26 protein-coding genes are annotated in these 21,229 nt (G+C 43.9%); 15 read left to right on the forward strand and 11 right to left on the reverse strand.

Annotated elements, in window-relative coordinates; genetic code table 11:
• Positions 1–25: 25 nt before the first annotated feature.
• Positions 26–1,198: a glycosyl hydrolase gene (locus WC407_RS08405; protein WP_373022167.1), complete on the forward strand. Its 1,173-nt coding sequence runs from the start codon at positions 26–28 to the stop codon at positions 1,196–1,198.
• A complete protein-coding gene (gene waaF, locus WC407_RS08410; protein WP_373022168.1) occupies positions 1,195–2,154 on the forward strand; it encodes a lipopolysaccharide heptosyltransferase II in 960 nt (319 codons plus the stop codon). The genes WC407_RS08405 and waaF overlap by 4 nt, the downstream gene beginning before the upstream one ends.
• Here waaF and WC407_RS08415 read toward each other — a convergent pair.
• From WC407_RS08415 to rfaD, 3 genes are read right to left on the reverse strand one after another with little or no spacing between them, the layout of a single operon-like run.
• Positions 2,138–2,725: a YfaZ family outer membrane protein gene (locus WC407_RS08415; RefSeq protein ID WP_373022169.1), complete on the reverse strand. Its 588-nt coding sequence runs from the start codon at positions 2,723–2,725 to the stop codon at positions 2,138–2,140. The genes waaF and WC407_RS08415 overlap by 17 nt on opposite strands.
• On the reverse strand, positions 2,719–4,152 hold the full coding sequence (rfaE1, locus tag WC407_RS08420) for a D-glycero-beta-D-manno-heptose-7-phosphate kinase (RefSeq protein WP_373022170.1): 1,434 nt from the start codon (positions 4,150–4,152) through the stop codon (positions 2,719–2,721). The genes WC407_RS08415 and rfaE1 overlap by 7 nt, the downstream gene beginning before the upstream one ends.
• A complete protein-coding gene (rfaD, locus tag WC407_RS08425) occupies positions 4,149–5,159 on the reverse strand; it encodes an ADP-glyceromanno-heptose 6-epimerase (RefSeq protein ID WP_373022171.1) in 1,011 nt (336 codons plus the stop codon). Before rfaD ends, rfaE1 begins: the two co-directional genes overlap by 4 nt.
• 122 nt (positions 5,160–5,281) lie before the next feature.
• Between rfaD and WC407_RS08430 the strand changes: the two genes are divergently transcribed.
• Positions 5,282–5,578 carry a cytochrome c gene (locus tag WC407_RS08430; RefSeq protein WP_373022172.1) on the forward strand — a complete coding sequence of 99 codons (297 nt, stop codon included), beginning with the start codon at positions 5,282–5,284 and terminating at the stop codon, positions 5,576–5,578.
• A 40-nt stretch (positions 5,579–5,618) separates the two neighbouring features.
• Here the strand turns inward: WC407_RS08430 and ccoS are convergent, their stop codons facing one another.
• From ccoS to trpS, 6 genes are read right to left on the reverse strand one after another with little or no spacing between them, the layout of a single operon-like run.
• Entirely contained in the window at positions 5,619–5,840 is a 222-nt protein-coding gene (gene ccoS, locus WC407_RS08435) for a cbb3-type cytochrome oxidase assembly protein CcoS (protein WP_373022173.1), read from the reverse strand.
• 13 nt (positions 5,841–5,853) lie between these two features.
• Complete coding sequence (locus WC407_RS08440) at positions 5,854–8,247, reverse strand: heavy metal translocating P-type ATPase (RefSeq protein ID WP_373022174.1); 2,394 nt, start codon at positions 8,245–8,247, stop codon at positions 5,854–5,856.
• Positions 8,240–8,719 (reverse strand): asparaginase domain-containing protein, encoded by a 480-nt coding sequence (locus WC407_RS08445; RefSeq protein WP_373022175.1) that lies wholly within the window; start codon positions 8,717–8,719, stop codon positions 8,240–8,242. The genes WC407_RS08440 and WC407_RS08445 overlap by 8 nt, the downstream gene beginning before the upstream one ends.
• Positions 8,719–9,225 (reverse strand): D-glycero-beta-D-manno-heptose 1,7-bisphosphate 7-phosphatase, encoded by a 507-nt coding sequence (gene gmhB / locus WC407_RS08450; protein WP_373022176.1) that lies wholly within the window; start codon positions 9,223–9,225, stop codon positions 8,719–8,721. Before gmhB ends, WC407_RS08445 begins: the two co-directional genes overlap by 1 nt.
• On the reverse strand, positions 9,226–9,813 hold the full coding sequence (locus tag WC407_RS08455; protein WP_373022177.1) for an SIS domain-containing protein: 588 nt from the start codon (positions 9,811–9,813) through the stop codon (positions 9,226–9,228). It lies immediately after the preceding gene.
• A gap of 10 nt (positions 9,814–9,823) precedes the next feature.
• A complete protein-coding gene (gene trpS, locus WC407_RS08460) occupies positions 9,824–10,789 on the reverse strand; it encodes a tryptophan--tRNA ligase (protein ID WP_373022178.1) in 966 nt (321 codons plus the stop codon).
• 106 nt (positions 10,790–10,895) lie between these two features.
• Here trpS and hpf point away from each other — a divergent pair, with 106 nt between their 5' ends.
• Genes hpf through WC407_RS08475 form a run of 3 tightly spaced genes read left to right on the forward strand, consistent with a single transcriptional unit; the run spans position 10,896 to position 12,168 of the window.
• Complete coding sequence (gene hpf / locus WC407_RS08465) at positions 10,896–11,234, forward strand: ribosome hibernation-promoting factor, HPF/YfiA family (protein WP_373022179.1); 339 nt, start codon at positions 10,896–10,898, stop codon at positions 11,232–11,234.
• A 4-nt stretch (positions 11,235–11,238) separates the two neighbouring features.
• Positions 11,239–11,670: a thioredoxin TrxC gene (gene trxC, locus WC407_RS08470; protein WP_373022180.1), complete on the forward strand. Its 432-nt coding sequence runs from the start codon at positions 11,239–11,241 to the stop codon at positions 11,668–11,670.
• Positions 11,671–11,721: 51 nt separating this feature from the next.
• Complete coding sequence (locus WC407_RS08475; RefSeq protein WP_373022181.1) at positions 11,722–12,168, forward strand: CopD family protein; 447 nt, start codon at positions 11,722–11,724, stop codon at positions 12,166–12,168.
• Positions 12,169–12,181: 13 nt separating this feature from the next.
• Here WC407_RS08475 and der read toward each other — a convergent pair whose 3' ends face one another.
• Entirely contained in the window at positions 12,182–13,708 is a 1,527-nt protein-coding gene (gene der / locus WC407_RS08480) for a ribosome biogenesis GTPase Der (protein ID WP_373022182.1), read from the reverse strand.
• Positions 13,709–13,771: 63 nt separating this feature from the next.
• Between der and WC407_RS08485 the strand changes: the two genes are divergently transcribed.
• The 9 genes from WC407_RS08485 (at position 13,772) to WC407_RS08525 (ending at position 19,382) form a co-directional block, all read left to right on the forward strand.
• Positions 13,772–14,215, forward strand: coding sequence for a phosphoribosyltransferase (locus tag WC407_RS08485; protein ID WP_373022183.1), 444 nt, complete (start codon positions 13,772–13,774; stop codon positions 14,213–14,215).
• Positions 14,216–14,273: 58 nt separating this feature from the next.
• Positions 14,274–15,431, forward strand: coding sequence for a methionine adenosyltransferase (gene metK / locus WC407_RS08490; RefSeq protein ID WP_373022184.1), 1,158 nt, complete (start codon positions 14,274–14,276; stop codon positions 15,429–15,431).
• A 115-nt stretch (positions 15,432–15,546) separates the two neighbouring features.
• The gene (locus tag WC407_RS08495; protein WP_373022185.1) at positions 15,547–15,831 is read left to right on the forward strand and encodes a 4Fe-4S dicluster domain-containing protein; all 285 of its coding nucleotides are present in this window, start codon (positions 15,547–15,549) and stop codon (positions 15,829–15,831) included.
• Positions 15,832–15,956: 125 nt separating this feature from the next.
• Positions 15,957–16,370 carry a nucleoside-diphosphate kinase gene (gene ndk / locus WC407_RS08500; RefSeq protein WP_373022187.1) on the forward strand — a complete coding sequence of 138 codons (414 nt, stop codon included), beginning with the start codon at positions 15,957–15,959 and terminating at the stop codon, positions 16,368–16,370.
• Positions 16,371–16,403: 33 nt separating this feature from the next.
• A complete protein-coding gene (locus tag WC407_RS08505) occupies positions 16,404–16,745 on the forward strand; it encodes a YceD family protein (protein WP_373022533.1) in 342 nt (113 codons plus the stop codon).
• Between the two features lie 61 nt (positions 16,746–16,806).
• Positions 16,807–16,956, forward strand: coding sequence for a 50S ribosomal protein L32 (gene rpmF, locus WC407_RS08510; protein WP_373022188.1), 150 nt, complete (start codon positions 16,807–16,809; stop codon positions 16,954–16,956).
• 3 nt (positions 16,957–16,959) lie between these two features.
• Complete coding sequence (gene plsX / locus WC407_RS08515; RefSeq protein ID WP_373022190.1) at positions 16,960–17,949, forward strand: phosphate acyltransferase PlsX; 990 nt, start codon at positions 16,960–16,962, stop codon at positions 17,947–17,949.
• Between the two features lie 25 nt (positions 17,950–17,974).
• On the forward strand, positions 17,975–18,973 hold the full coding sequence (locus tag WC407_RS08520) for a beta-ketoacyl-ACP synthase III (RefSeq protein WP_373022191.1): 999 nt from the start codon (positions 17,975–17,977) through the stop codon (positions 18,971–18,973).
• A gap of 37 nt (positions 18,974–19,010) precedes the next feature.
• Positions 19,011–19,382 (forward strand): HIT family protein, encoded by a 372-nt coding sequence (locus WC407_RS08525; protein WP_373022193.1) that lies wholly within the window; start codon positions 19,011–19,013, stop codon positions 19,380–19,382.
• Here WC407_RS08525 and WC407_RS08530 read toward each other — a convergent pair.
• Entirely contained in the window at positions 19,362–20,960 is a 1,599-nt protein-coding gene (locus WC407_RS08530) for a DEAD/DEAH box helicase (RefSeq protein WP_373022195.1), read from the reverse strand. The genes WC407_RS08525 and WC407_RS08530 overlap by 21 nt on opposite strands.
• Between the last annotated feature and the right edge of the window lie 269 nt (positions 20,961–21,229).

Below are 21,229 nucleotides of genomic sequence, written 5' to 3' on the forward strand. Positions count from 1 at the left end.
GTAAAGAAAACGCTATAATATGGCCATGAAACAACCGTTTGCCTGGGATCACTATTCGGATCAACCCGCCATCATCAAAGATAAAGCATTAAAACGTGCAATGCGTCGTAGCGCCCTCCCCTCCCTTATCAAAACATTCGCTATCGCGCTACTGACCCTTCCGATTGCATTGTTGCTTATCCCTTTTACTGGGCGGCGTAGCGTTAGGGGTGAGCACTTTTTCGGTATAGGGGTCAATCTCGATAAAGAACCCAATACAACTCCCTATTTGATCAATGAGCTTGGTAGTCAAAGACTTCTTATCCGTATCCCTCTGTGGGAGATGGAACGGCTCAATGAGTATGTCGCTTTTATTCATACCTTTAAAGGTAAAGAGATCACCGTAGCCTTGCTGCAAGACCGTGAACATATCACCTCTCCTACCCTGTGTCGCGATCACTTCACCCAAATTTTCGAAGCATTGGACGATGTTTGCCATACCTATGTTATCGGTTCTACCATCAACCGTGCCAAATGGGGATTTTTCAGTGTCAACGAGTATCTTGATTTTTATGCACTCGCATATGAGCTGAAACAAAGCCGTTTCCCCCACCTCAAACTCATCGGTTCAAACGTTATCGATTTTGAATTCCATTTCACGGCCCACACCCTTTTCAATCTGGCACGTATACGATTTGATGCACTTGGGAGCCTCCTTTATGTCGATCGTCGCGGGGCACCCGAAAATACCCAAATGGGCTTTAACCTCCTAGGCAAAATCAACCTCCTCAACGCCCTGATCTCCTTTAGCCCAAAAACCGCCAATGAGCTTGTTATCACCGAAGCTAACTGGCCGATTAAAAATACGGCTCCCTACGCGCCTACCAGTGAGCATGAGTGTGTCAGTGAAGCCGATTATGCCGATTTCATGGTACGCTATCATCTCCTCGCTTTTGCATCCCAAAAAGTGGATTCACTCTATTGGCACCAGCTGATCGCACCGGGATACGGACTGATCGATAATCGTGAAGGGATTCGAAAACGAAGTGCTTTCGATGCCTATGCTACGATGCTTTCGCATTTAAGCGATGCGAATTTTTTACGCTACCGTCACAGAGGGGAGGAATACCTTTTGATCTGTTCTACCCCACGAGGAGAGTTGCACATTACATGGACTCCCACCACTTCACCCATTTACACCTATAAGGCTTCACTGTGAAAATTCTCATCATTCTCCCCAACTGGCTTGGCGATGCTGTAATGGCGACTCCTGCCATCGAAGCGTTGTGTGAAGTTTACCCTGAGGCGGAACTGACATTGGTAGGCTCCTATGTGAGCATTGAAGCACTCAAACATCACCCGAAGTGTGTCAACTCCTATGTAGACGAGACAAAAAAAGGGGGGAACCGATTTGCCAACACCTATAAATTCGCTATAAAGATAGGAAAGCATGATGTGGCCATTACCTTTCGAAATCAGCTCCACTCTTCGCTCTTATTGTTTTGGAGCGGTACCCCGATCACAACAGGTCGTAGAAGCTGGCATTCGCGTTTACTTTTATCCCACAGTATCAAACCCAGCCACCCTTCTCATCTGGTAGAACAATATCGCGATATAGCCCAAAGCCTTAGCCCTGCACCGCTCAGTATCAAAAAGTTGCAACTTCATCTCCCTCCACACCGATATTCTCGCCCCACCCTCGGAATCAATCCGGGAGCAACCTACGGGAGTGCCAAACGGTGGTATCCTGAAAAGTTTGCCGAAGTGGCTCGTGCATATAGCGATCGATATGACATTGTTTTATTTGGAGGGCCTAATGAAGTGGGGATGGCAAAGGAGATCGAATCTCGTTTAGAAAACATCAAAGTGACAAATTTGGCCGGGAAAACATCGATTCAGGAATTATGTTCGATGGTTGGCGGGTTGGATCTGTTTATTACCAATGATAGCGGACCGATGCACGTTGCGGCAGCGTATCAAGTACCCACGGTTGCAATCTTTGGTCCTACCCGCTATCTGGAAACATCCCAGTGGATGAATGAAAAAAGTATAATCGTCCGACATGAAATAAAATGTTCGCCCTGTATGAAAAGAGAGTGCCCGCTGGGACATCATGAGTGTATGAAAAGTATCACCTCTGAGGAGGTGATAGTGGCGGTTAAAACTCTAATTTAAGCCCAAAATACCATGAATCGTTATAGGTAATGGTTTGAGTTTTAATATCTGTATTAATTTTGCGATACCCGACTTCAACGCGTGCATGGTCGATCGGTTCAGCATCGAGATGAATGCGGCTCTCTAAATATTTATCACCCTCTTTAAACGATAAAACCGAAGGGGCATAATACAAAGCCCCTCCGAGATAAAAGGGAAACGGAGTATTGAGCGGCAATTGAAGCTCCGCTTCAGCTCCTAATGGAATGGCGGCATAGCTGTGTCCGTCAAATTTCGTATATTCCGCTTTAATCCCAAATCCCAGCTTTAATCCTTGCACTCCGCGCACCGGACGCATCACCATAAAAGAGACCTCCATCAGCGGATCGGAATGGGTAATCCCTTGAGAGTTATTATTATCTCCGTTTAAAAAACGGGCTCCGATATAGGTATTTTCCATAGCATTACCCATTCGTCCCATATCAAGACGAATTTGTCCTTCAACATCTTTATCATTGACATTCGCTTCGATTTGATGTGCCGCATAGGCTCCAGTGCTGATTAAAGCAGCTAAAATAAGTTTTTTCAACATGTTGTCCCTTCATTAATTCGTGCAATCGTGGCAGTAGTACTCTTGCCATCCACAAACTGCACCAGTCGTAATTCCTTAGCAAATTCCGCTCCAACAACGGCTTTCCCCTCATAGTCTCCCCCTTTGACAAGGATATCAGGAGCTATATTTTTGATCAGTTGATACGGCGTTTCATCGCTGAACATCACGACATAATCGACCGATTCGAGTGCAGCTAAAATATACGCGCGATCCGATTCAAGATTGACAGGACGGGTTGGCCCCTTCAATGCACGTACCGAGCTGTCCGAGTTAAGTCCGACAATCAATACATCACCATAGCTTTTAGCCTCTTGAAGGTATTTAACATGTCCCACATGAAGAATATCGAAACATCCATTGGTAAAGACAACGGATTTACCTTCCGCTTTAAGTCTTTGAACGATAGATGCAATTTCATTATGCGATTTAATATGAGCGTCGGAACTGCTTTGATGAAGACTCGATTCATACATATCAATTTCATCCAGGGTAACCGTTGCCGAACCGATCTTGCCGACAACAACTGCCGCTGCATGATTGGCGAACGGTGCCGCTTCATCAATGCTGAGTCCACTGGAAAGTGCATAGGAGAGGGAAGCTATGACGGTATCGCCTGCTCCCGTGACATCATAAACCTCTTTCGCTACCGTTGGAAAACGGCGCATAGACTCATCATAAATAGCGATTCCGTCTTCAGAGAGGGTAATCATAGAACATTCCAAATCGCAGCTCTTTTTCAAAGAGAGAAGTGCCTGACGCAAAGAGGAATCATCGTTAATGACAATTCCCGTTGCTTCGGAGGCCTCTTTTTTATTGGGGGTCAGAAGATAAGCGCCGCGATATTTACGATAATCTTTCCCCTTAGGATCAACCAACACTTTTTTACCGGCCAGTTTGGCCGCAGCAATTACCCCACCGGCTACTGCCTCGGTAATCACCCCTTTTCCGTAATCCGAGAGGATAACAATATCACAGCTGTCGATCACATCAATCATATGGGAAACAATTTTTCGTTCACTCACTGTTGCAATAGCCTCTTTAGACTCTTTGTCGTAACGCAAAATCTGTTGATTCGAAGCGATAATACGGCTTTTCTTCGATGTTTTACGTCCCTCTTGAATGACCAATCCTGCAGCATCAACACCGATAGATTTAAGCATTTCGCGGAGTTCTTCACCGTTTTCATCGTCTCCGATAACTCCTCCGACACAAACATCTGCTCCCAATGAGATGAGATTATTAATCACATTTCCTGCACCGCCCAAAACCGTCGTTTCACGTGTAATATCGACCACCTGCACCGGAGCTTCCGGAGATATCCGTTCACACCCTCCCCACAAATAATGGTCTATCATCAAATCCCCGATCACAAGAATACGAGGATGGGCATTTTGGAACCGTTTCATGAAAGCTCCTCCTCAAAAAGACGTTTAATCTCAGGAACATACGCAGCAATACCCTCCTCAAATTCAAAACGTGGTTCATAATCCAACGCTGCTTTTGTCGATTCAATATCCGCTTCGGTATGAAATTGATACCGACCCACGTACGGATTCGGGATATATTCACACTCAAACGATGTTCCCAGTTCACGTTGGAGAATATCAACCATCGATTGAAAGGAGCGGGCTTTTCCCGTACCGACATTAAATACCCCCGATTCCTTGGGATGCATTGCCAAAACATTGGCCTGAATGATGTCTTCAATATAAATGAAATCACGAACGATTTTATCCGAATTTTCAAAGAGCTTCGGAGTTTTCCCTGACAATAGCTGATGACCAAACTGCACCACCATCGATGCCGTTTTGTTTTTGAAAAATTCTCTAGGTCCGTACACATTAAAATAACGTAAACCGACAATACTGATGTGATTATGCTGAAGGCTGTACTGCCGTGCTAAATGATCCATCATCAGCTTAGAGAAGCCGTATACGTTTTGGGGGGCTTCCCGACCTACACGTTGCGGTGAAGGGGCATCACCGTAGGTTGCACCGGAAGAGGCATAAATCATATTCGCACCATGTTCTACTGCTATATCTAAAAGATCTTTGAACGCGTTTAGATTGGTCTGAATCATCAAATCTTGTTCCAATGCCGTCGTATCCGAAATCGCCGCTTCATGGAAAATATAATCAAATTTATACTGAGCGGTAAGTTTGGCAAGAAGGAGAGAATCGTTAATATCGCCGCTGATCACTTCACCGCGAAATCCGATCAAATTTTTAAAGTGCCCGAAACTTTTGAGATTACCGTTGGAAAGCGTTTGCGTTGAGCGAAATAGATCCAAAACAACAATACGCGCATACGGATAATGCTCCTGAAAATAAAACGCAAGATTCGAACCGATAAACCCTGCTCCTCCCGTAATAAGGATAGTTTTATGATTAAAATCAACATCGCTGTAGCGCATAGAATTTCCTTGGCTTTTTTAGTGCATTATTGTAACAGAGGATTGATTAAGCCAAAGATTGTTAGAGTCATTTAAGATTGCTAAGACTATAATGGTGCCGAAATTTTTTACGGAGAAAACAAATGAAAAAAATTGCTCTTGCAATGTTATTTGCTGGTGTATCAATGATGGCTGCCGATGGTAAAGCCCTAACTGCTAAATGTGCTGCTTGCCATGGTGCTTCTTTCGAAAAATCGGCTCTTGGTAAATCAGGAATCGTAAAAGGTCAATCAGCTGCTGCTATCGAAGCTTCTTTGAAAGCATACAAAGCTGGTACACAAAACAAAGCTGGTATGGGCGCATTGATGAAAGGTCAAGTGGCTACTATGTCTGACGCTGACATCAAAGCTGCTGCTGCTTACGCTGCAGGAATCAAGTAATTCCTCTCTCACCGCGTAAGCGGTGAGTCTTTACATCCTTTTATTCCGGTCGATACTCTTCTTTTTTATTCACTGATTTTTGTTTTCGCTGTTGGTTTGCTGCATCGTTCAGTTCACTTTCATCATCGTACAATACCTGATTCATCATTTTCTTCTCATCATCAAACTGACCGTTTTTGATCCCCCACAAAAATGCACTCAATGCAATAGCACCTAAAAAAAGCGATGCACCCAGCATCATTGCTATTACCCAAGAATCCATAATACCTACCTTTTTATTTATAAAGCCAACGCACTCGCATCGAATTACCGACCACGAGAAGTGAGCTGAATGACATCGAAATCGCTGCTATGAGCGGAATCACATATCCCATCATTGCCAATGGTATCGTGATCGAGTTGTATACCAATGAAATGAAAAGATTTTGTTTAATCAGACCATACGTTTTACGGCTGATAACAAACGCTTCAGAGAGCGAAACAAGCGAATCATTCATCAATACGACGTCACTCACCTCAATAGCAATATCACTCCCATTCCCCATCGCGATAGCAATATCAGCCGTAGCAAGCGCCAAAAGATCATTAACCCCATCTCCTGCCATCACGACGATATGCCCCTGCGTGTGTGCCGATGCAATAAATTCCGCCTTACCTTCCGGTGTCAATTGGGCATACACCTCTTCGATACCAACCTCTTTGGCCACTCTTTGCGCCGCAGCTTCATGATCGCCGGTAAGCATTACCACACGAAGATTAGCACGTTTGAGTGCCGCTATCGACTCATAGGCTCTCTCTTTTGGAAGATCTCGCAATTCGTAAACCGCAACCAATGTATGATCGACGGCATAGTAAAAAAGACTTTTATCACTCGAAATATCAACATCCATACCGAGCTCGTGCATTAAAAATGCATTCCCTCCTGCAATCATCACACCCTTATGTCGACCGACCATTCCGCGAGCGGGAATTTCCCGTGCCTCTTCGATGGTACTTGCATCTATGCTCTCTTCCGTCCGATCCAGATATTCCCTAACTCCGCGACTGATTGGATGCTTTGAGGAGGAAACCAGAGTATGCAATGCCCCGACATCAAAATTAGAATGGACCGTCGCATAAATCACTTCAGGACGTCCTTGGGTAATCGTCCCCGTTTTATCTAGAACCACCATCGTCACTTTTGCCATGGTCTCAATCTGTGCCGCCGATTTGAAGAGGATACCTCTTTTAGCCCCCAATGCCAACCCGACCAAGGTTGCCACCGGAGTCGCTAAAGCAAGGGCACACGGACAAGCGATAATAATGACAGAAATTCCCACCATCAGCGAACGATCAAAGCTGTGTGGCCAAAAATACCATGCCCAAAACGTTGCAATAGCTAAAAACAAAATTGTGGAAGAAAAATGTTGTGACAGACGATTCGCCAACTGTTCAATGGAGGGTTTCTGAGCCATCGCATTTTCAAGCAGATTGACAAGATTCGAGAGGGTGGAATGGGCAAAATCTTTCGTCGCTCGATAATGGATCAGGGCATCGATACTGGTCGTCCCGCTGATGATTCGATCTCCTAAACGTTTAAAAATAGGTTCGGATTCACCGGTGAGATTGGATTCATCAAAGCTCCCCTCCCCTGAGATCACTTCACCGTCGATTGCTGAGCGTTCACCGCTGCGGATTACAATCTCATCTCCGACTTTCACTTCATTGACATCGACGGATCGGATGGATTCCCCTTCCACAATACTCACTTCACGGGGAATATGTTTCCCGATAATATCGAGGGTATCGGCGGCATTTTTACGGCTAAGCACTTCAAGAAATTTCCCGAAAAGGACAAAAGTGATAATCATTGCCACTGAATCGAAGTAGGCTTCCCCTTTTCCCAATACCGTGATATAGATAGAATAGAGATATGCCAAACTTGATCCGGTAACGACAAGTAAATCCATCGTAATGGCTTGGTTTCTGAGCCCATAATAAGCACCACGGTAAAAAATCCATCCGCTGTAAAACAGAACCGGAGTGGCCAATACCCATTCAGCAATATTAAGAATCGTCTTTACCTCTTGCGTAATTCCGGTGAAATATCCCGCGTATTGTGCAACGGCGATCCACATCATATTCATGGTGGCAAACGTCGCTACCGCCATCCGCAAATAATAATCTTTACGCTCTTTGTTGGCTCGCACTTCTTGCAGCGATGCATCGTAGGGAAAGGCATCATAACCGATGGCCCGAATCATATCGATGATAGCGGAAAGCTTAAGTACTTCAGAATTCCATGTAATTCGGGCTTTATTATTGGTGTAGTTAATGTGTGCTTCGATCACACCCTCCATTTTATGAAGGGCCTTTTCATTCAGCCATACACACGCCGCACAGTGTATCCCCTCAATAACTAATGAAATTTGAGATAAGTTTTCCTCTGTCGTTGTAACAAATCGCTCATGAAAGGCAGGAGTATCAAAATTGGAACTTGCTTCAAACTGCTCTGTTGGGGGAGCGAGGGTAGTATCTCCCATTTTCGAATAAAAACTCTCTAGCCCCTCATCCTTAAGGAGATGAAAAATCCCACGACATCCGTTACAGCAAAAACGATACTCTCCGTCGTGGATCATCACCTCATCGTTGAATTCAAGATGGCAGTGATCACATTTGACTTTAGACATATTCGAACTTCCCTGCAAACTTATTTTTTTTCACCTGTTTAAAACTGCCCATAACCCCTTGCATCACAATATGGACGCCCGCTTGAACATTGTTCGCATAGCCGATTGCGATGGAAAGATTTGCCGTAGCCTCGATGGGATTAATGCTAAAAGGGACCATTGCTCCCGTAAACACAATCACTTTCTCCAGTGCTAAACTCTCTATATAGGCAGCACTTATATCCATCGTATCGGTGCCGTGAACAACAATAATAATGTTTTCCTTTGAATGTGCGATCATTTCTCCCAAGACGAATCGGTCATGACTGTCCATTTCCAAAGAGTCTTTATAAATGACCCCTTGAAGAGGGATATCAACCACGAATGAAGAGATAATTGCTTCAACTGCTGCATTATCCTTCGGCACAAAGAGTTCCCCTTTAAGGGGATCGTACCGCTTATTAAACGTGCCACCCGTATTAATGATACGCATTAAAACAACTCCCGCAATGAAGGTATAATCCGATTAGCATTGGACATAACCGCATCCGTAGAGAGGAGAATATTTATCCCGACTCCCGCTTTAAGTGACGCTTCAATATCACGCTCATTATCGCCGATCATAACGGAAGACGACATATCTAAATCGTACTCTTTTTGTGCCTGAATAAACATTCCCGGTTCAGGCTTTCGGCATTCACAGAGACCATCAATACTCTCATGATGGGGGCAATGATAGATATGGGTGATGGTAATTCCCAACTCGTGAAAATGCTCCACCATCCATTCACTCAAACAGTCAAAATCGTCCTCCGTATAATAGCCCCGAGAAATCCCCGACTGATTGGTGACGATAATAATTAAATAGCCCTGTTCTTGATAGGCACGGCACACCTCAACAATGCCGTCCATGAGTTCAAAATCTTCGATCTTATGGAGATAGTTTTTCTCAACATTAACAACACCGTCACGGTCAAGAAAAAGGGCTTTATGTGACACTTACGCTACTCCGCCGCCGAAAAGCTCTTTTTCGATAATGTCACACAGAATATGCCCGATCAAAATATGAGACTCTTGGATACGAGGAGTTGCATTAGAGGGGATAATAATCGCATAATCTGCCATTGCCGCCATTTTGCCGCCATCACGCCCGACAAGCGCCACCGTCGTAACCCCTCGCTCTTTTGCCGATTCAAATGCATTAATGATGTTTTGGGAATTACCCGATGTTGAGATTCCGATGAACAAATCCCCCTCCTGTGCCATCCCCTCTAACTGACGGGAAAACACTTTGTCATACCCATAGTCATTTCCGATAGCGGTCAAATTGGAGGTATCGGTTGTCAAGGCAAGAGAGGGGATAGAGGGGCGGTCAAATCCGTAACGCCCTACCAACTCAGCCGCAATGTGCTGCGCATCGGCAGCCGAACCGCCGTTTCCGGCTAAAAGGGTCTTCTTACCCTTACGATATACCTTTACACACGCTTTTGCTACGTCAACAATGACATCCAGCAAAGGCTGATTCTCTAAAATTGCTTGTTTGGTTGCCGCCGAATCGGCAATTTGTTTTTGAATATAATTTTTCATTTAAATGCTCCTAATATGTAATTCCCGTAACCGAACGTACTTTTTCAATAATCGGTTGAGCGACTGCACGTGCCTTGTCTGCTCCGCTTTTTAAAATATCGCGTACCTCATCCGGATGCGATTCATAATAAGCGCGTCGTTCTCTAAAGGGGCGAAAATACTCCCACAATACATCGGCGAGATAAAGCTTGAAATGACCATGCCCCTCTCCGCCTCGTGTGTAACGCTCCTGCAGTGCCACCCGTTCATTCTCATCCAAAAACAATTTGACAATATTATACACATTGCAGTTAGCGTACTCTTTAGGCTCTTCCATCCCAACGAGTTCTGTAACAATTTTTTTGATTGTCTTGAGCTGCGCTTTCTCTTCCCCGAAAATGGTGATGGTATTCCCATAGCTTTTGGACATTTTCTGCCCATCCGTCCCAGGAACCGTTGCAACGTTTTCATCAACTCTGAATTCCGGCAATGTCAAAATATCGCCGTATCGGTTATTAAATTTAAGTGCAATATCGCGGGCAATCTCTACATGTTGAATCTGATCTTTCCCGACAGGGATGATTTGCGATCCAAACAATACAATATCGGCCGCCATCAGAACCGGATACGAAAAGAGGTTGTGGTTAGAGGCAATCCCTTTAGCCACTTTATCTTTATAGCTGTGTGCACGCTCCAACAATCCCATCGGAGTAAAACTGGAGAGTACCCAGTAAAGTTCCAATACCTCTTTTACATCCGATTGCACCCAAAAAGTACTTTTAGCCGGGTTCATCCCCAACGCCAAGAAATCGGTAGCTGCCTGCATCGTGAGATGAGAAAGACGCCCACCATCATCCAAAGAGGTCATGGCATGATAATTGGCAATAAATGCAAATACCTCATGCTCCTCTTGTGATTCGATCATTGGTTTGATCGAACCGAAATAGTTTCCAATATGTAAATCGCCTGATGGTTGAATACCCGTTAAAACTCGCACAATAACTCCTTGAACATAAAGTAATTTTACCGCAGAGTCTCTTAAGCTTCCTCTTAAGAAAAGATATGCTATATTTTTCGACAGTTCAACTATCAAAGGATCTATTATGACTGTCCAAATTCGCTCCAAAGAGATCAAACTCACTCAGCATCTAAACGATCATATTGCTACTGCTATTGAAAACTTTAAACGCTACCATCTTGATATTACCACCGTAAATGTAATGATTACCAAAGAGAAAAAAGGGGTCGGGGTCGAATTTGATATGCACATTGCTCACGCACAGCCCGTTGTTATTTCGGATGTCGATGAAGATATTGATACCGCTATCGATATGGCGATTGAACGCGCCAACAAAGCCCTTCGCCGTCTCCATGACAAAGTAAAAGATCACCATGCTACCTCACTGCGTGAGATTGAGCTTGCAGAAGAGGCAGCAGAGTAACGCGATGACTAAAATCAATGTCGTTTGTCCCCACTGCGGGGGCGTAAATGCTATCCCTGTAAAAGAGTCTTACGTAAAAGCCGCATGCGGTCATTGCAAAGCTTCCCTTCTTGATACCAAACCCTTATCGGTAAATGCAGAAAGCTTTGATCGGCTCGTCCTTAACGATGAACGGCTTATCATCGTCGATTTTTGGGCACCGTGGTGCGGACCGTGTCGCTCAATGGCACCCTCATTTGAAGAAGCGGCCCGAAACTTTCCCCTCAAAGCTCAATTTGTCAAAATTAATACCGAAGAACAACAACAGCTCGGCGCACGTTTTGGTATCCGCTCTATCCCCACCGTCATCGCATTTAGAAATAATCGCATCGTCGACCAATTCAGCGGCGCACTCCCTACCCCACAAATTATTGCATGGGTAAAAAAGCACCTTTAATTTTTAGCTTCTTTTGGTTACTCTTCCCTACTTCATAATCAGGAAAGTAACATGTACAGTTGGGTGCTTTGGTTTCATATTATCTCTATGGTGTCGTGGTTTGCGGTACTTTTCTACCTTCCGCGCCTCTTTGTTTACCATGTCGAAAACGGAACCAATCAGGGGTTTATCGACGTAGTGGAAATTATGGAAATGAAAATTTATAAATATATAGGTGTCCCCGCTTTTTGGGCAACGTTACTCTCGGGTACAGCGTTAATCATCTTATCAACACAGCACTATAACGGGGTAAATGTATTTCAGATGGGGGGATGGATGCACGCCAAACTGACTTTGGTAGCCATTTTGACCGCTTATTTTTTCTCACTCGGGCACTATCGTCTCAAACTCAAAGAAAACACAGCGTATAAAAGCGGGAAGTTTTTTCGGATGTATAATGAAATACCCACCCTTTTATTGATGGGTATTGTTGCGCTAGTAGTCGTAAAACCGTTTTAACGATCTTATTTTTTTACCACATCGCTCTTGTTTTGTGCGGCTGTGGTCGACGGTTCGTATTTTTGCTTTTTGCTTTAAAGAGTACCGGAGTCCCTTCAAAATCAAACTGCTCCCGCAACTGATTCGTCAAATATCGGCGATAACTGAAGTGAAGCCCTTGCGGTTTGTTCATAATCAGTGCGATACGCGGCGGACGGATATCATACTGCGTTGCGAAATACAAACGGATATTCATCCCGTTGATACTCGGCAAGATATGTTTACGCATTGCGGCTTGGATAACTTCATTGAGTTTACCCGTCGAAATACGCTGTGAATAGTTTTGATTGATTTTGAGCAACATATCAAAAATTCTATGGACGCGCTGTTTACTTTGTGCTGAAATCGTAACAATCGGAGCATAGCTCAAAAACTTAAATCGGTCGCGAACTTCAGCGATGATTTTGTCATAATCTTCTTTCGGTGCCATATCCCATTTGTTCAAAACAATGAGACACGCGAGACGGTTTTTATCGACAAATCCGGCGATTTTTTCATCCAGGTCCATAAAGGGCTGCGATGCATCCAAAACAAGGAGTGCGATATCGGCCGTTTCAAGCATCTCTTCGGTACGCATAAGGGCATATTTTTCGATTCCGAGAATTTTCCCCCGTTTACGAATTCCCGCTGTATCGATAAAGGTGATCTTTTTATCTTGGTACTCAACGGTCTCATCGATCGGATCAATCGTTGTCCCGGCGACGGAACTCACCACCGAGCGATCTTCGCCCAATAATGCATTAAGAAGTGAACTTTTCCCGACGTTGACACGACCGATAATTGCCACTTTCATTTGATTGATATCACCAGCTTCATACTCTTTAACAATTCCGCGATATGCTTCTTCGAGGGCTTCAATGGATTCTTCATCTATATCTTCGTCCGAATCATCCTCTGAATCGTCATCCTCATCATCAAACTCTTCATCATCCGAAGAAGCTTTCAACGCAGCAGCAAAACCGTCCATCTCATCATCTTCTTCTGCCGTTTCGGCTTCAGGCTTAACGATAGAGGATTCAGGAAGTTCTGAAGCGATCCAATTCAAAAGCGGCAAAACCGATCGATTATGGGCGACCGAAATACCGAAAATACGATCGGTTCCGAATTCGTAATATTCCCACAGTTTTTCTTGCATTTTATCGTTATCGATTTTGTTAACGACCAAAGCGATCGCTTTTCCCATCGATTCAAGCTCATAAAAGAGCTTTTTATCATCATCCTCGGGGAGGCTTTTACCGTCCACCATAAAGAGAATAATATCGGCTTCATGCGCCGCTTTCAGCGATTTTTCTTTGATCCGGTCGAACAGCTCGCACCCTTCGTCCAAACCGCCGGTATCGAGAATTTCGACCTCTTTATCCACTACTACGGCAACCCGTTTTTTGACATCTCGTGTCGTACCTGCCTGTTCGGAGGTAATTGCATCGCGTTGCTTTAAAAGACGGTTGAATAATGAGCTCTTGCCGACATTCGGACGGCCTATGATGGCTAATTTTTTCATAATGACCTTTTTAAAACTAAGTTTTTCATTATAGCGTATATGCCCTTATGATATGATTTCAAAATGATACACTATGAATATAACCAGTTTAAAAACGACGTACTCTCACTGGCCGCCATCTGTGAGCCTTTTCAGCCGGATACCCTTGTCGCTGTAGCACGCGGCGGTATGACACTTGCCCATGCCCTCTCGACGGCCCTTGATATCCGTAACCTCCAAAGTATACGGATTGAGAGCTACGACGGAGAACGTCAACGTGATACCCTCACCATTCGAGGAGAGTGCGATCTGTCTCTCTCAAAAAAAGTTCTGATCATCGATGATATCGTCGATAGCGGACAAACACTCGAGGCATTGTTACAATACCTTCGTATCCGTTATCCGGATATAGAGTTTAAAAGTGCCGCCATTTACACGAAACCCTCTGCATCTATTCAGCCTGAGTATTCTTTACATGAAGCCACGGATTGGATCGATTTCTTTTGGGAAAGAGATTTTTTAAAATAGGGTTTGCTATAATCGCATCAATTTATAACCTCGAATCAAATAGTAATTAAGGACTTTCATGCCTAAAGAGTATATTTTCACCTCCGAATCGGTCACTGAGGGGCATCCCGATAAAATGGCCGATCAAATCAGTGATGCCATTTTGGACTATATTATCGAACACGATCCTAAGGCTCGTGTAGCTTGTGAAACGCTCGTATCTAACGGGTTTTGTGTCATCGCCGGTGAACTTAAAACCACTTCTTACGCTCCAATGCAAGAGATTGCCCGTCAGGTTGTCCGTGAAATCGGTTATACCGATGCAACGTACGGATTTGATTACCGCTCATGCGCGGTTCTTAACGGAATTGGAGAGCAATCTCCCGATATCAACCAAGGGGTTGACCAAGAAGACGGTGAGATCGGTGCCGGTGACCAAGGGTTGATGTTCGGTTACGCGTGCCGTGAAACCGATGTGCTAATGCCTTTACCTATCTACCTCTCGCACCGCCTTGCCGAGCGTTTAGCCCAAGTACGCAAAGAGGGGATAATCCCCTATTTACGTCCGGATGGAAAAACTCAGGTTAGTATCCGTTATGTCGATGACAAACCGGTCTCTGTCGAGACGGTTGTTGTCTCTACCCAGCATGCCCCTGATATTTCTCAGGAAAAACTCCATGCGGATGTTATTGCGGAAGTGATCAAGTATGTTATTCCGGCAGAGCTTATGAGCCCAAACATTGTTTACCACATCAATCCAACCGGTAAATTTGTCATCGGAGGTCCTCAAGGGGATGCAGGACTAACAGGACGCAAGATCATCGTTGATACCTACGGCGGTGCCTGCCCACACGGAGGCGGTGCATTCAGCGGAAAAGATCCGACCAAAGTAGACCGCTCAGCCGCCTATGCCGCACGCTATGTGGCCAAAAATCTTGTCGCTTCCGGTGCATGCGAAAAAGCAACCATTCAAGTCTCCTATGCGATCGGTGTTGTAAAGCCCATATCCATTATGGTAAATGCACACGGAACCGCTATCGTCCCTGAAGAAAAACTCGAAGCGTGTGTCAAAGAGCTCTTTAACCTTACTCCAAAAGGGATTATTGAATCCCTTGATTTATTGCGACCTATTTATCGTAAAACTGCTGCTTATGGCCATTTCGGTCGTGAACTTCCTGAATTTACATGGGAAAAAACCGATAAAGTAGATGCAATCAAAGCCTATCTCGGTCTTTAAATCTATTTCCGTAACACTCCTTCTATAATCTTCATTACCCCTGCCTATTTTTTAGGTGGGTTTAAAATTCTTCTGTTATAGTTACCCCATATTTATATAAACCAAGGAGAATCCTATGGCAGTAGTCATTAATGATACCTGTATTAATTGCGGTGCTTGCATCGATGAGTGTCCGGTAGAAGCGATTGTAGACGAGGACGATAACCCGACAGGTGAAGAGATCTATTACGTTTACGCTGACAAATGTGTCGAGTGTGTAGGTCACCATGATGAGCCAGCTTGTGCAACTGCATGTCCGACTGAGGGTTGTATCACTTGGGATGAAATCGGTGCTAGTCCATCTCACCGTGATGATGTTACCGCTGATATGCGTTCTAACAAAGCAAACGTAGTTAATTAATTTTACTTGGAGGGTTTTCCCTCCAAACTCCACTCTTTCCGCAAATCCCATCATCTTTAATATTACTTAAATGATTCATCCGCTATAATCCCGTTCTATTTTTTACACATAAAACAGGAGCATTGATGGAACAAACCTTGTCAATCATCAAGCCTGACGCCGTAGCAAAAGGTGTCATTGGAAAAATTTTGGATCGTTTTGAGACAGATGGTCTTAAAATCGCAGCTACCAAAAAAGTTCAGCTTAGCCGCCAAGACGCGGAAGCATTTTACGCGGTACACGCTGCTCGCCCTTTCTTCAACGACCTCGTTGATTTCATGGTAAGCGGACCGGTTGTTATTACTGTTCTTGAGGGCGAAAACGCTGTTCAAAGAAACCGTGATTTGATGGGTGCAACAAACCCTAAAGAAGCAGAAGCAGGAACTATCCGTGCTGATTTCGCTGAAAATATTGATGCGAATGCTGTTCACGGAAGTGACTCGGTTGAGAACGCTAAAAATGAAATCGCTTTTTTCTTTTCAGGTCGCGAGATCTCTTAAGTGACAAAAATATCGTTTAAACGCTTGAATGCGGTGCCTCTAGACTTTGAGGTAAAATGTGAAGATGCCCATTTTTCAGGAGATATAATCCTGAAAAAGCGCAATCTTGCACAATTAAACGGTACAATAACAGGAAGTATTTCACTTCCTTGCGATTTATGCGCGGAAACGGTAAAAAAAGAGCTTAATGAAGAGATCGTTTTTTATCTATCCGATGGAATTGCACACGGCAATGACAATGAGTTAGATGTCGTCGAAATCGAAAACTCTACCATCGATATGGATGAATTATTGGCTTCGGAACTCGAACTGATCAGAAGCGATTATTTTTGTTGCTCAAACTGTGAAGGTACTTCGCTAGAACGCGAGTTCTAATATTACTTTTGAAATACAATTTCAAAGGCACTCTAAATTTAAATAGAAAGGGATAAATACTATGGCAGTACCTAAAAGAAGAGTGAGTCATACTCGCGCCGCAAAACGCAGAACTCACTATAAAATTACACTTGCTCGCCCCGTAAAAGATAAAGACGGGACTTACAAATTGTCACACTACGTCAATCCGACAACCGGTGAGTACAAATAATCGATGATTAGAATTGCAATTGATGCAATGGGTGGGGACTTTGGTCCCGAACCAATTGTTAAAGGGACACTTGAAGCGCTCAAAGAAGCAAAGTTTCAACCAATTCTAGTTGGTAAAAAAGATGAGATTTTATCTTTATTACCCAAGGGCTATAAAGATAAGATTTTAATTGTCGAAGCGGATGATGTCATCGATATGGGTGATGCCGCAACTGATGCACTTAAGCGTCAAGAAAGTTCAATCTATAAAGCGATAGAGCTGGTTCGCAACGGTGAGGCTGACGGTGTTGTCAGTGCAGGGCACAGCGGTGCAACGATGACCTTGGCAACACTTCGGCTTGGACGGCTCAAGCATGTTCTACGCCCTGCCTTGGTCACATCCATGCCCACAAAAAGCGGTAAACGAAGCATACTTATGGATGCCGGGGCCAATGTTGACTGCAAAGCGGAGCATCTTTTCCAATTCGGGATTATGGGATACTACTACGCTCAGGATATGTATAAAATAAGCAATCCACGTGTTGGTTTACTTGCCAACGGTGAGGAAGATTCCAAAGGGAACGAAGTCACCAAAGAGACATTCAAATTGCTTGAAGGGCAAAAAGGGTTTATCGGAAACGTCGAGGGTAACAATATTTTTGACGGAAGCTGTGATGTTATCGTATGTGACGGATTCATTGGAAACCTTGTACTTAAAGCCTCTGAGGGGGTAGCATCAACGATCAGTTTTTTCATCAAAGAGTACATCCGAAAATCACCGATCGCGATTACCGGTGCACTCTTGATGCGCAAAGTATTTAAATTGCTCAAAAAGCAAATCGATTACGCTGAAATCGGGGGAGCACCTCTGGTTGGTATCAAAGGATGCGCAATTGTCAGTCACGGCAAAAGTAATCCAAAAGCAATTAAAAATGCTATTTTCCAAGCGATTCGTTATGTTGATACCGGAGTTAACGTCCATATCGAAAATCGTCTTGAAGAGCTAAAAAGCTAAAATCGGCACATAAAAAGGCTAACCAATGTATGCAGCATTTCGTTCAATAGGGGCATATGTCCCCTCTAAAATTCTCACCAATGCCGAGCTGGAAACCCTCGTTGATACAACGGATGAATGGATCACTAAGCGAACAGGGATCAAAGAGCGCCATATTGCTGCAGTAAATGAAACAACGAGCGATATGGGTGTCAAAGCAGCCGAACTCGCTATAGCGCGTTCCGGACTGGATAAAAGCCAAATTGATATGCTTATTTGTGCAACTATTTCACCCGATTATTTTTGTATGCCCTCTACCGCGACTATAATCGCCACAAAATTGGGACTTGATAAAATGATGGCCTTTGATATTTCGGCCGCATGTACCGGTTTTGTTTATGCACTTAGCATCGCAAAAGCCTTTGTTGAATCGGGAATGAAAAAAAATGTACTTATTGTCGGAGCTGAAAAACTTAGTGCCATCACCGATTACACCGATCGTGGAACCTGTATCCTCTTCGGTGATGGTGCAGGTGCAGCGGTTATCAGTGCTACGGAAGATAAATCCAAAGCAATTATTGATATCCATACCGGTTCCGATGGAAGCTATGCGGATCTACTTATGACTCCTAACGGCGGTAGCGGATCGGCTCATGATGAACTCAACCGTGAAGCGGCAGGATGTTTTATGAAGATGAAAGGGAATGAAACCTTTAAAGTTGCAGTCCGTACCCTCACCAATGATGTTATAGATATCTTAGAGCAAAATACCATTCCTTCATCCGCTATTAAACATTTTATTCCTCACCAAGCCAATTATCGTATCATAAAAGCAGTAGGCGATGCATTAAACCTTCAAGATGAACAAGTGGTACTGACTGTTGAAAAATATGGCAATACTTCCGGTGCTTCTATCCCTATGGCAATCAATGACATCTATGAATCAGGTCGTCTAAAAGAGGGTGAACTTATGCTTCTGGATGCTTTTGGCGGCGGTTTGACATGGGGAAGTGCCCTTGTTCCGTTTGCAGGAAAAAATATCTAAAAATTGCTACACTATCGAATCTTTTTAAAGGTTCGACATGCTTTACTCCAACTCCCTTATTTATATCGAACGTCACGATAGTGATATCCCTTGGCTCAAAATTTTTACCCATTCACTCCATAAAGAATTCTCAGAATGTTCTCGTGACGAAAAAGAGATGATATGGGAATGCTTGGATATGATCGAAAAAGAGATGTTACGCTATTTTAATCCTGCTAAAATCAATATTGCTTCATTCGGAAATATGTTACCGCGCGTTCATTGGCATGTCATGGCACGATTTGAAGATGACAACTATTTTCCAGAACCGATGTGGGGGATTAAACAAAGAGAGGGGTTTGTATTAACGACTCCGATGGAGCCGTTTATTGAGGCGATGAAGCTTAACTTAGCTTCTAGGTTTGCTTGAGCGATTACCACCGCTAAAGCTGCGTGAACGATCACCGCGATCGTTTCCGCCGCGTTCTCCGCCACCGCTGCGCTCACCACCGGCAGCATTACGATCGTTATTGCCACGGTATCCGCCGCCAGAGCTGCTACGACCTGCACCGCCTCCGCTACGATTACGGTTAAATCCGCCAGGACGGCTTCTTCCGCCACCGTCGTGACGATTTTGAAGATTATTAAGAATTTTCTCTAATCTCTCTGCTGCAATACCGATTTGATTCGGTCCGGCAACCGTATTACGTTCCATCAATACAGAAATTAATTTATACGCAATTTGCTCTTGATCGTACTCTTCTTTCAAAACGTCTAGCACTTTATGCGCTTCATCATAAACATGTTGTTTTTCAATTTCAGCAAGCAAACGGCTTACTTGAGCCTCTTTAACATCCAATTTACTTGGAATATACGCATGCTCCATGGTCGTACCAACTTTTGAACGGATACGCTGCAGTTCTTTGAATTCCATTGGTGTTACCAACGTAATCGCGACCCCTTTTTTACCCGCACGTCCTGTACGTCCGATACGGTGCACATAACTCTCTGCATCGAATGGAATATGGTAGTTGAATACATGGGTAACATTATCAATATGTAAACCACGTGCAGCAACATCGGTTGCGATCAATACGTCAATACCCTCGGTTTTAAACCCTTTAATAACACTTTCACGTTGACGTTGTTCCATATCGCCGTGCAAGCCTTTAGCCGAATAACCCACTGCAGAAAGGACATTTGACAAACGGTCAACTTCTTTTTTAGTACGGCAGAACACAACGGTTTTTTGTGCGTCTTCCGCATCCATCAAACGGATAATCGCATCATCACGCTCTGATTCTTCAATAACATAGTATTGTTGTGTAATATCCGTATTGGTTGTCTCGGATTTCGTAATCGATGCAAAGAACGGGTTAACCAAGATACGCTCAGCAAGATGCTTGATCGGAGCCGGCATCGTTGCTGAGAAAAGCAATGTTTGACGTTCAGTCGGAAGATAGGTGAAAATTTCATTGATATCGTCCAAAAAGCCCATGTCCAACATCTCATCCGCTTCGTCCAAAATAACAGTTGAAGGGGCAAAACCTTTAAGCATATCGCGACTAAGCATATCCAGAAGACGACCCGGAGTTGCTATAATCACCTGTGCTCCGCGCTCAATCAAATCCATTTGACGATTGTATGAACTTCCACCGTAAATCGTAACGGTACGAACACCCAAATGTTTACCGTATTTAAAAATTTCATCGCTTACTTGGTTTGCAAGTTCACGTGTCGGAGTAATAATAAGGGCTTCAATCCCCCCTTTTAAATGCATTTTATTCAATGTCGGAAGACCAAACGCTGCTGTTTTACCGGTACCGGTGTGGGCTTGTCCTACAACGTCGCGCCCTTCCATGATAACAGGGATAACCATTGACTGAATTGGGCTTGGTTGCTTAAAACCTGCATAAGAGATGCTTTGCATAATTTCACTACGAAGACCGAAATCTTCAAATGTAGCTAGATTTTCTGCGTTGTCTGTGTTCATTTCTGAGTTACTCATAATTCTTTCCTTTTGTATACGCCACGCCTGCAAAAAAAAGGAACCCGTTTTCCGTAATATACGAAAATATTTCCTAAAAAAGCCCATGTTGCTACGCTGTGCAGCTGTGACGTTAAATAATTGCCCTCATATAGGGACGATAAATTTTCAAAGATTAAATAGGGCATCCCTATAATCTCTACCATGGAGGGCACCTTTACAAAACTTCATTTTCATTAAAGGTTTGTAAAGGCACCCAAAAATTTGGCGAATTGTACCCATTATGACCA

This window comes from Sulfuricurvum sp., from assembly GCF_041651515.1.
In the GTDB taxonomy this organism is placed as follows: domain Bacteria; phylum Campylobacterota; class Campylobacteria; order Campylobacterales; family Sulfurimonadaceae; genus Sulfuricurvum.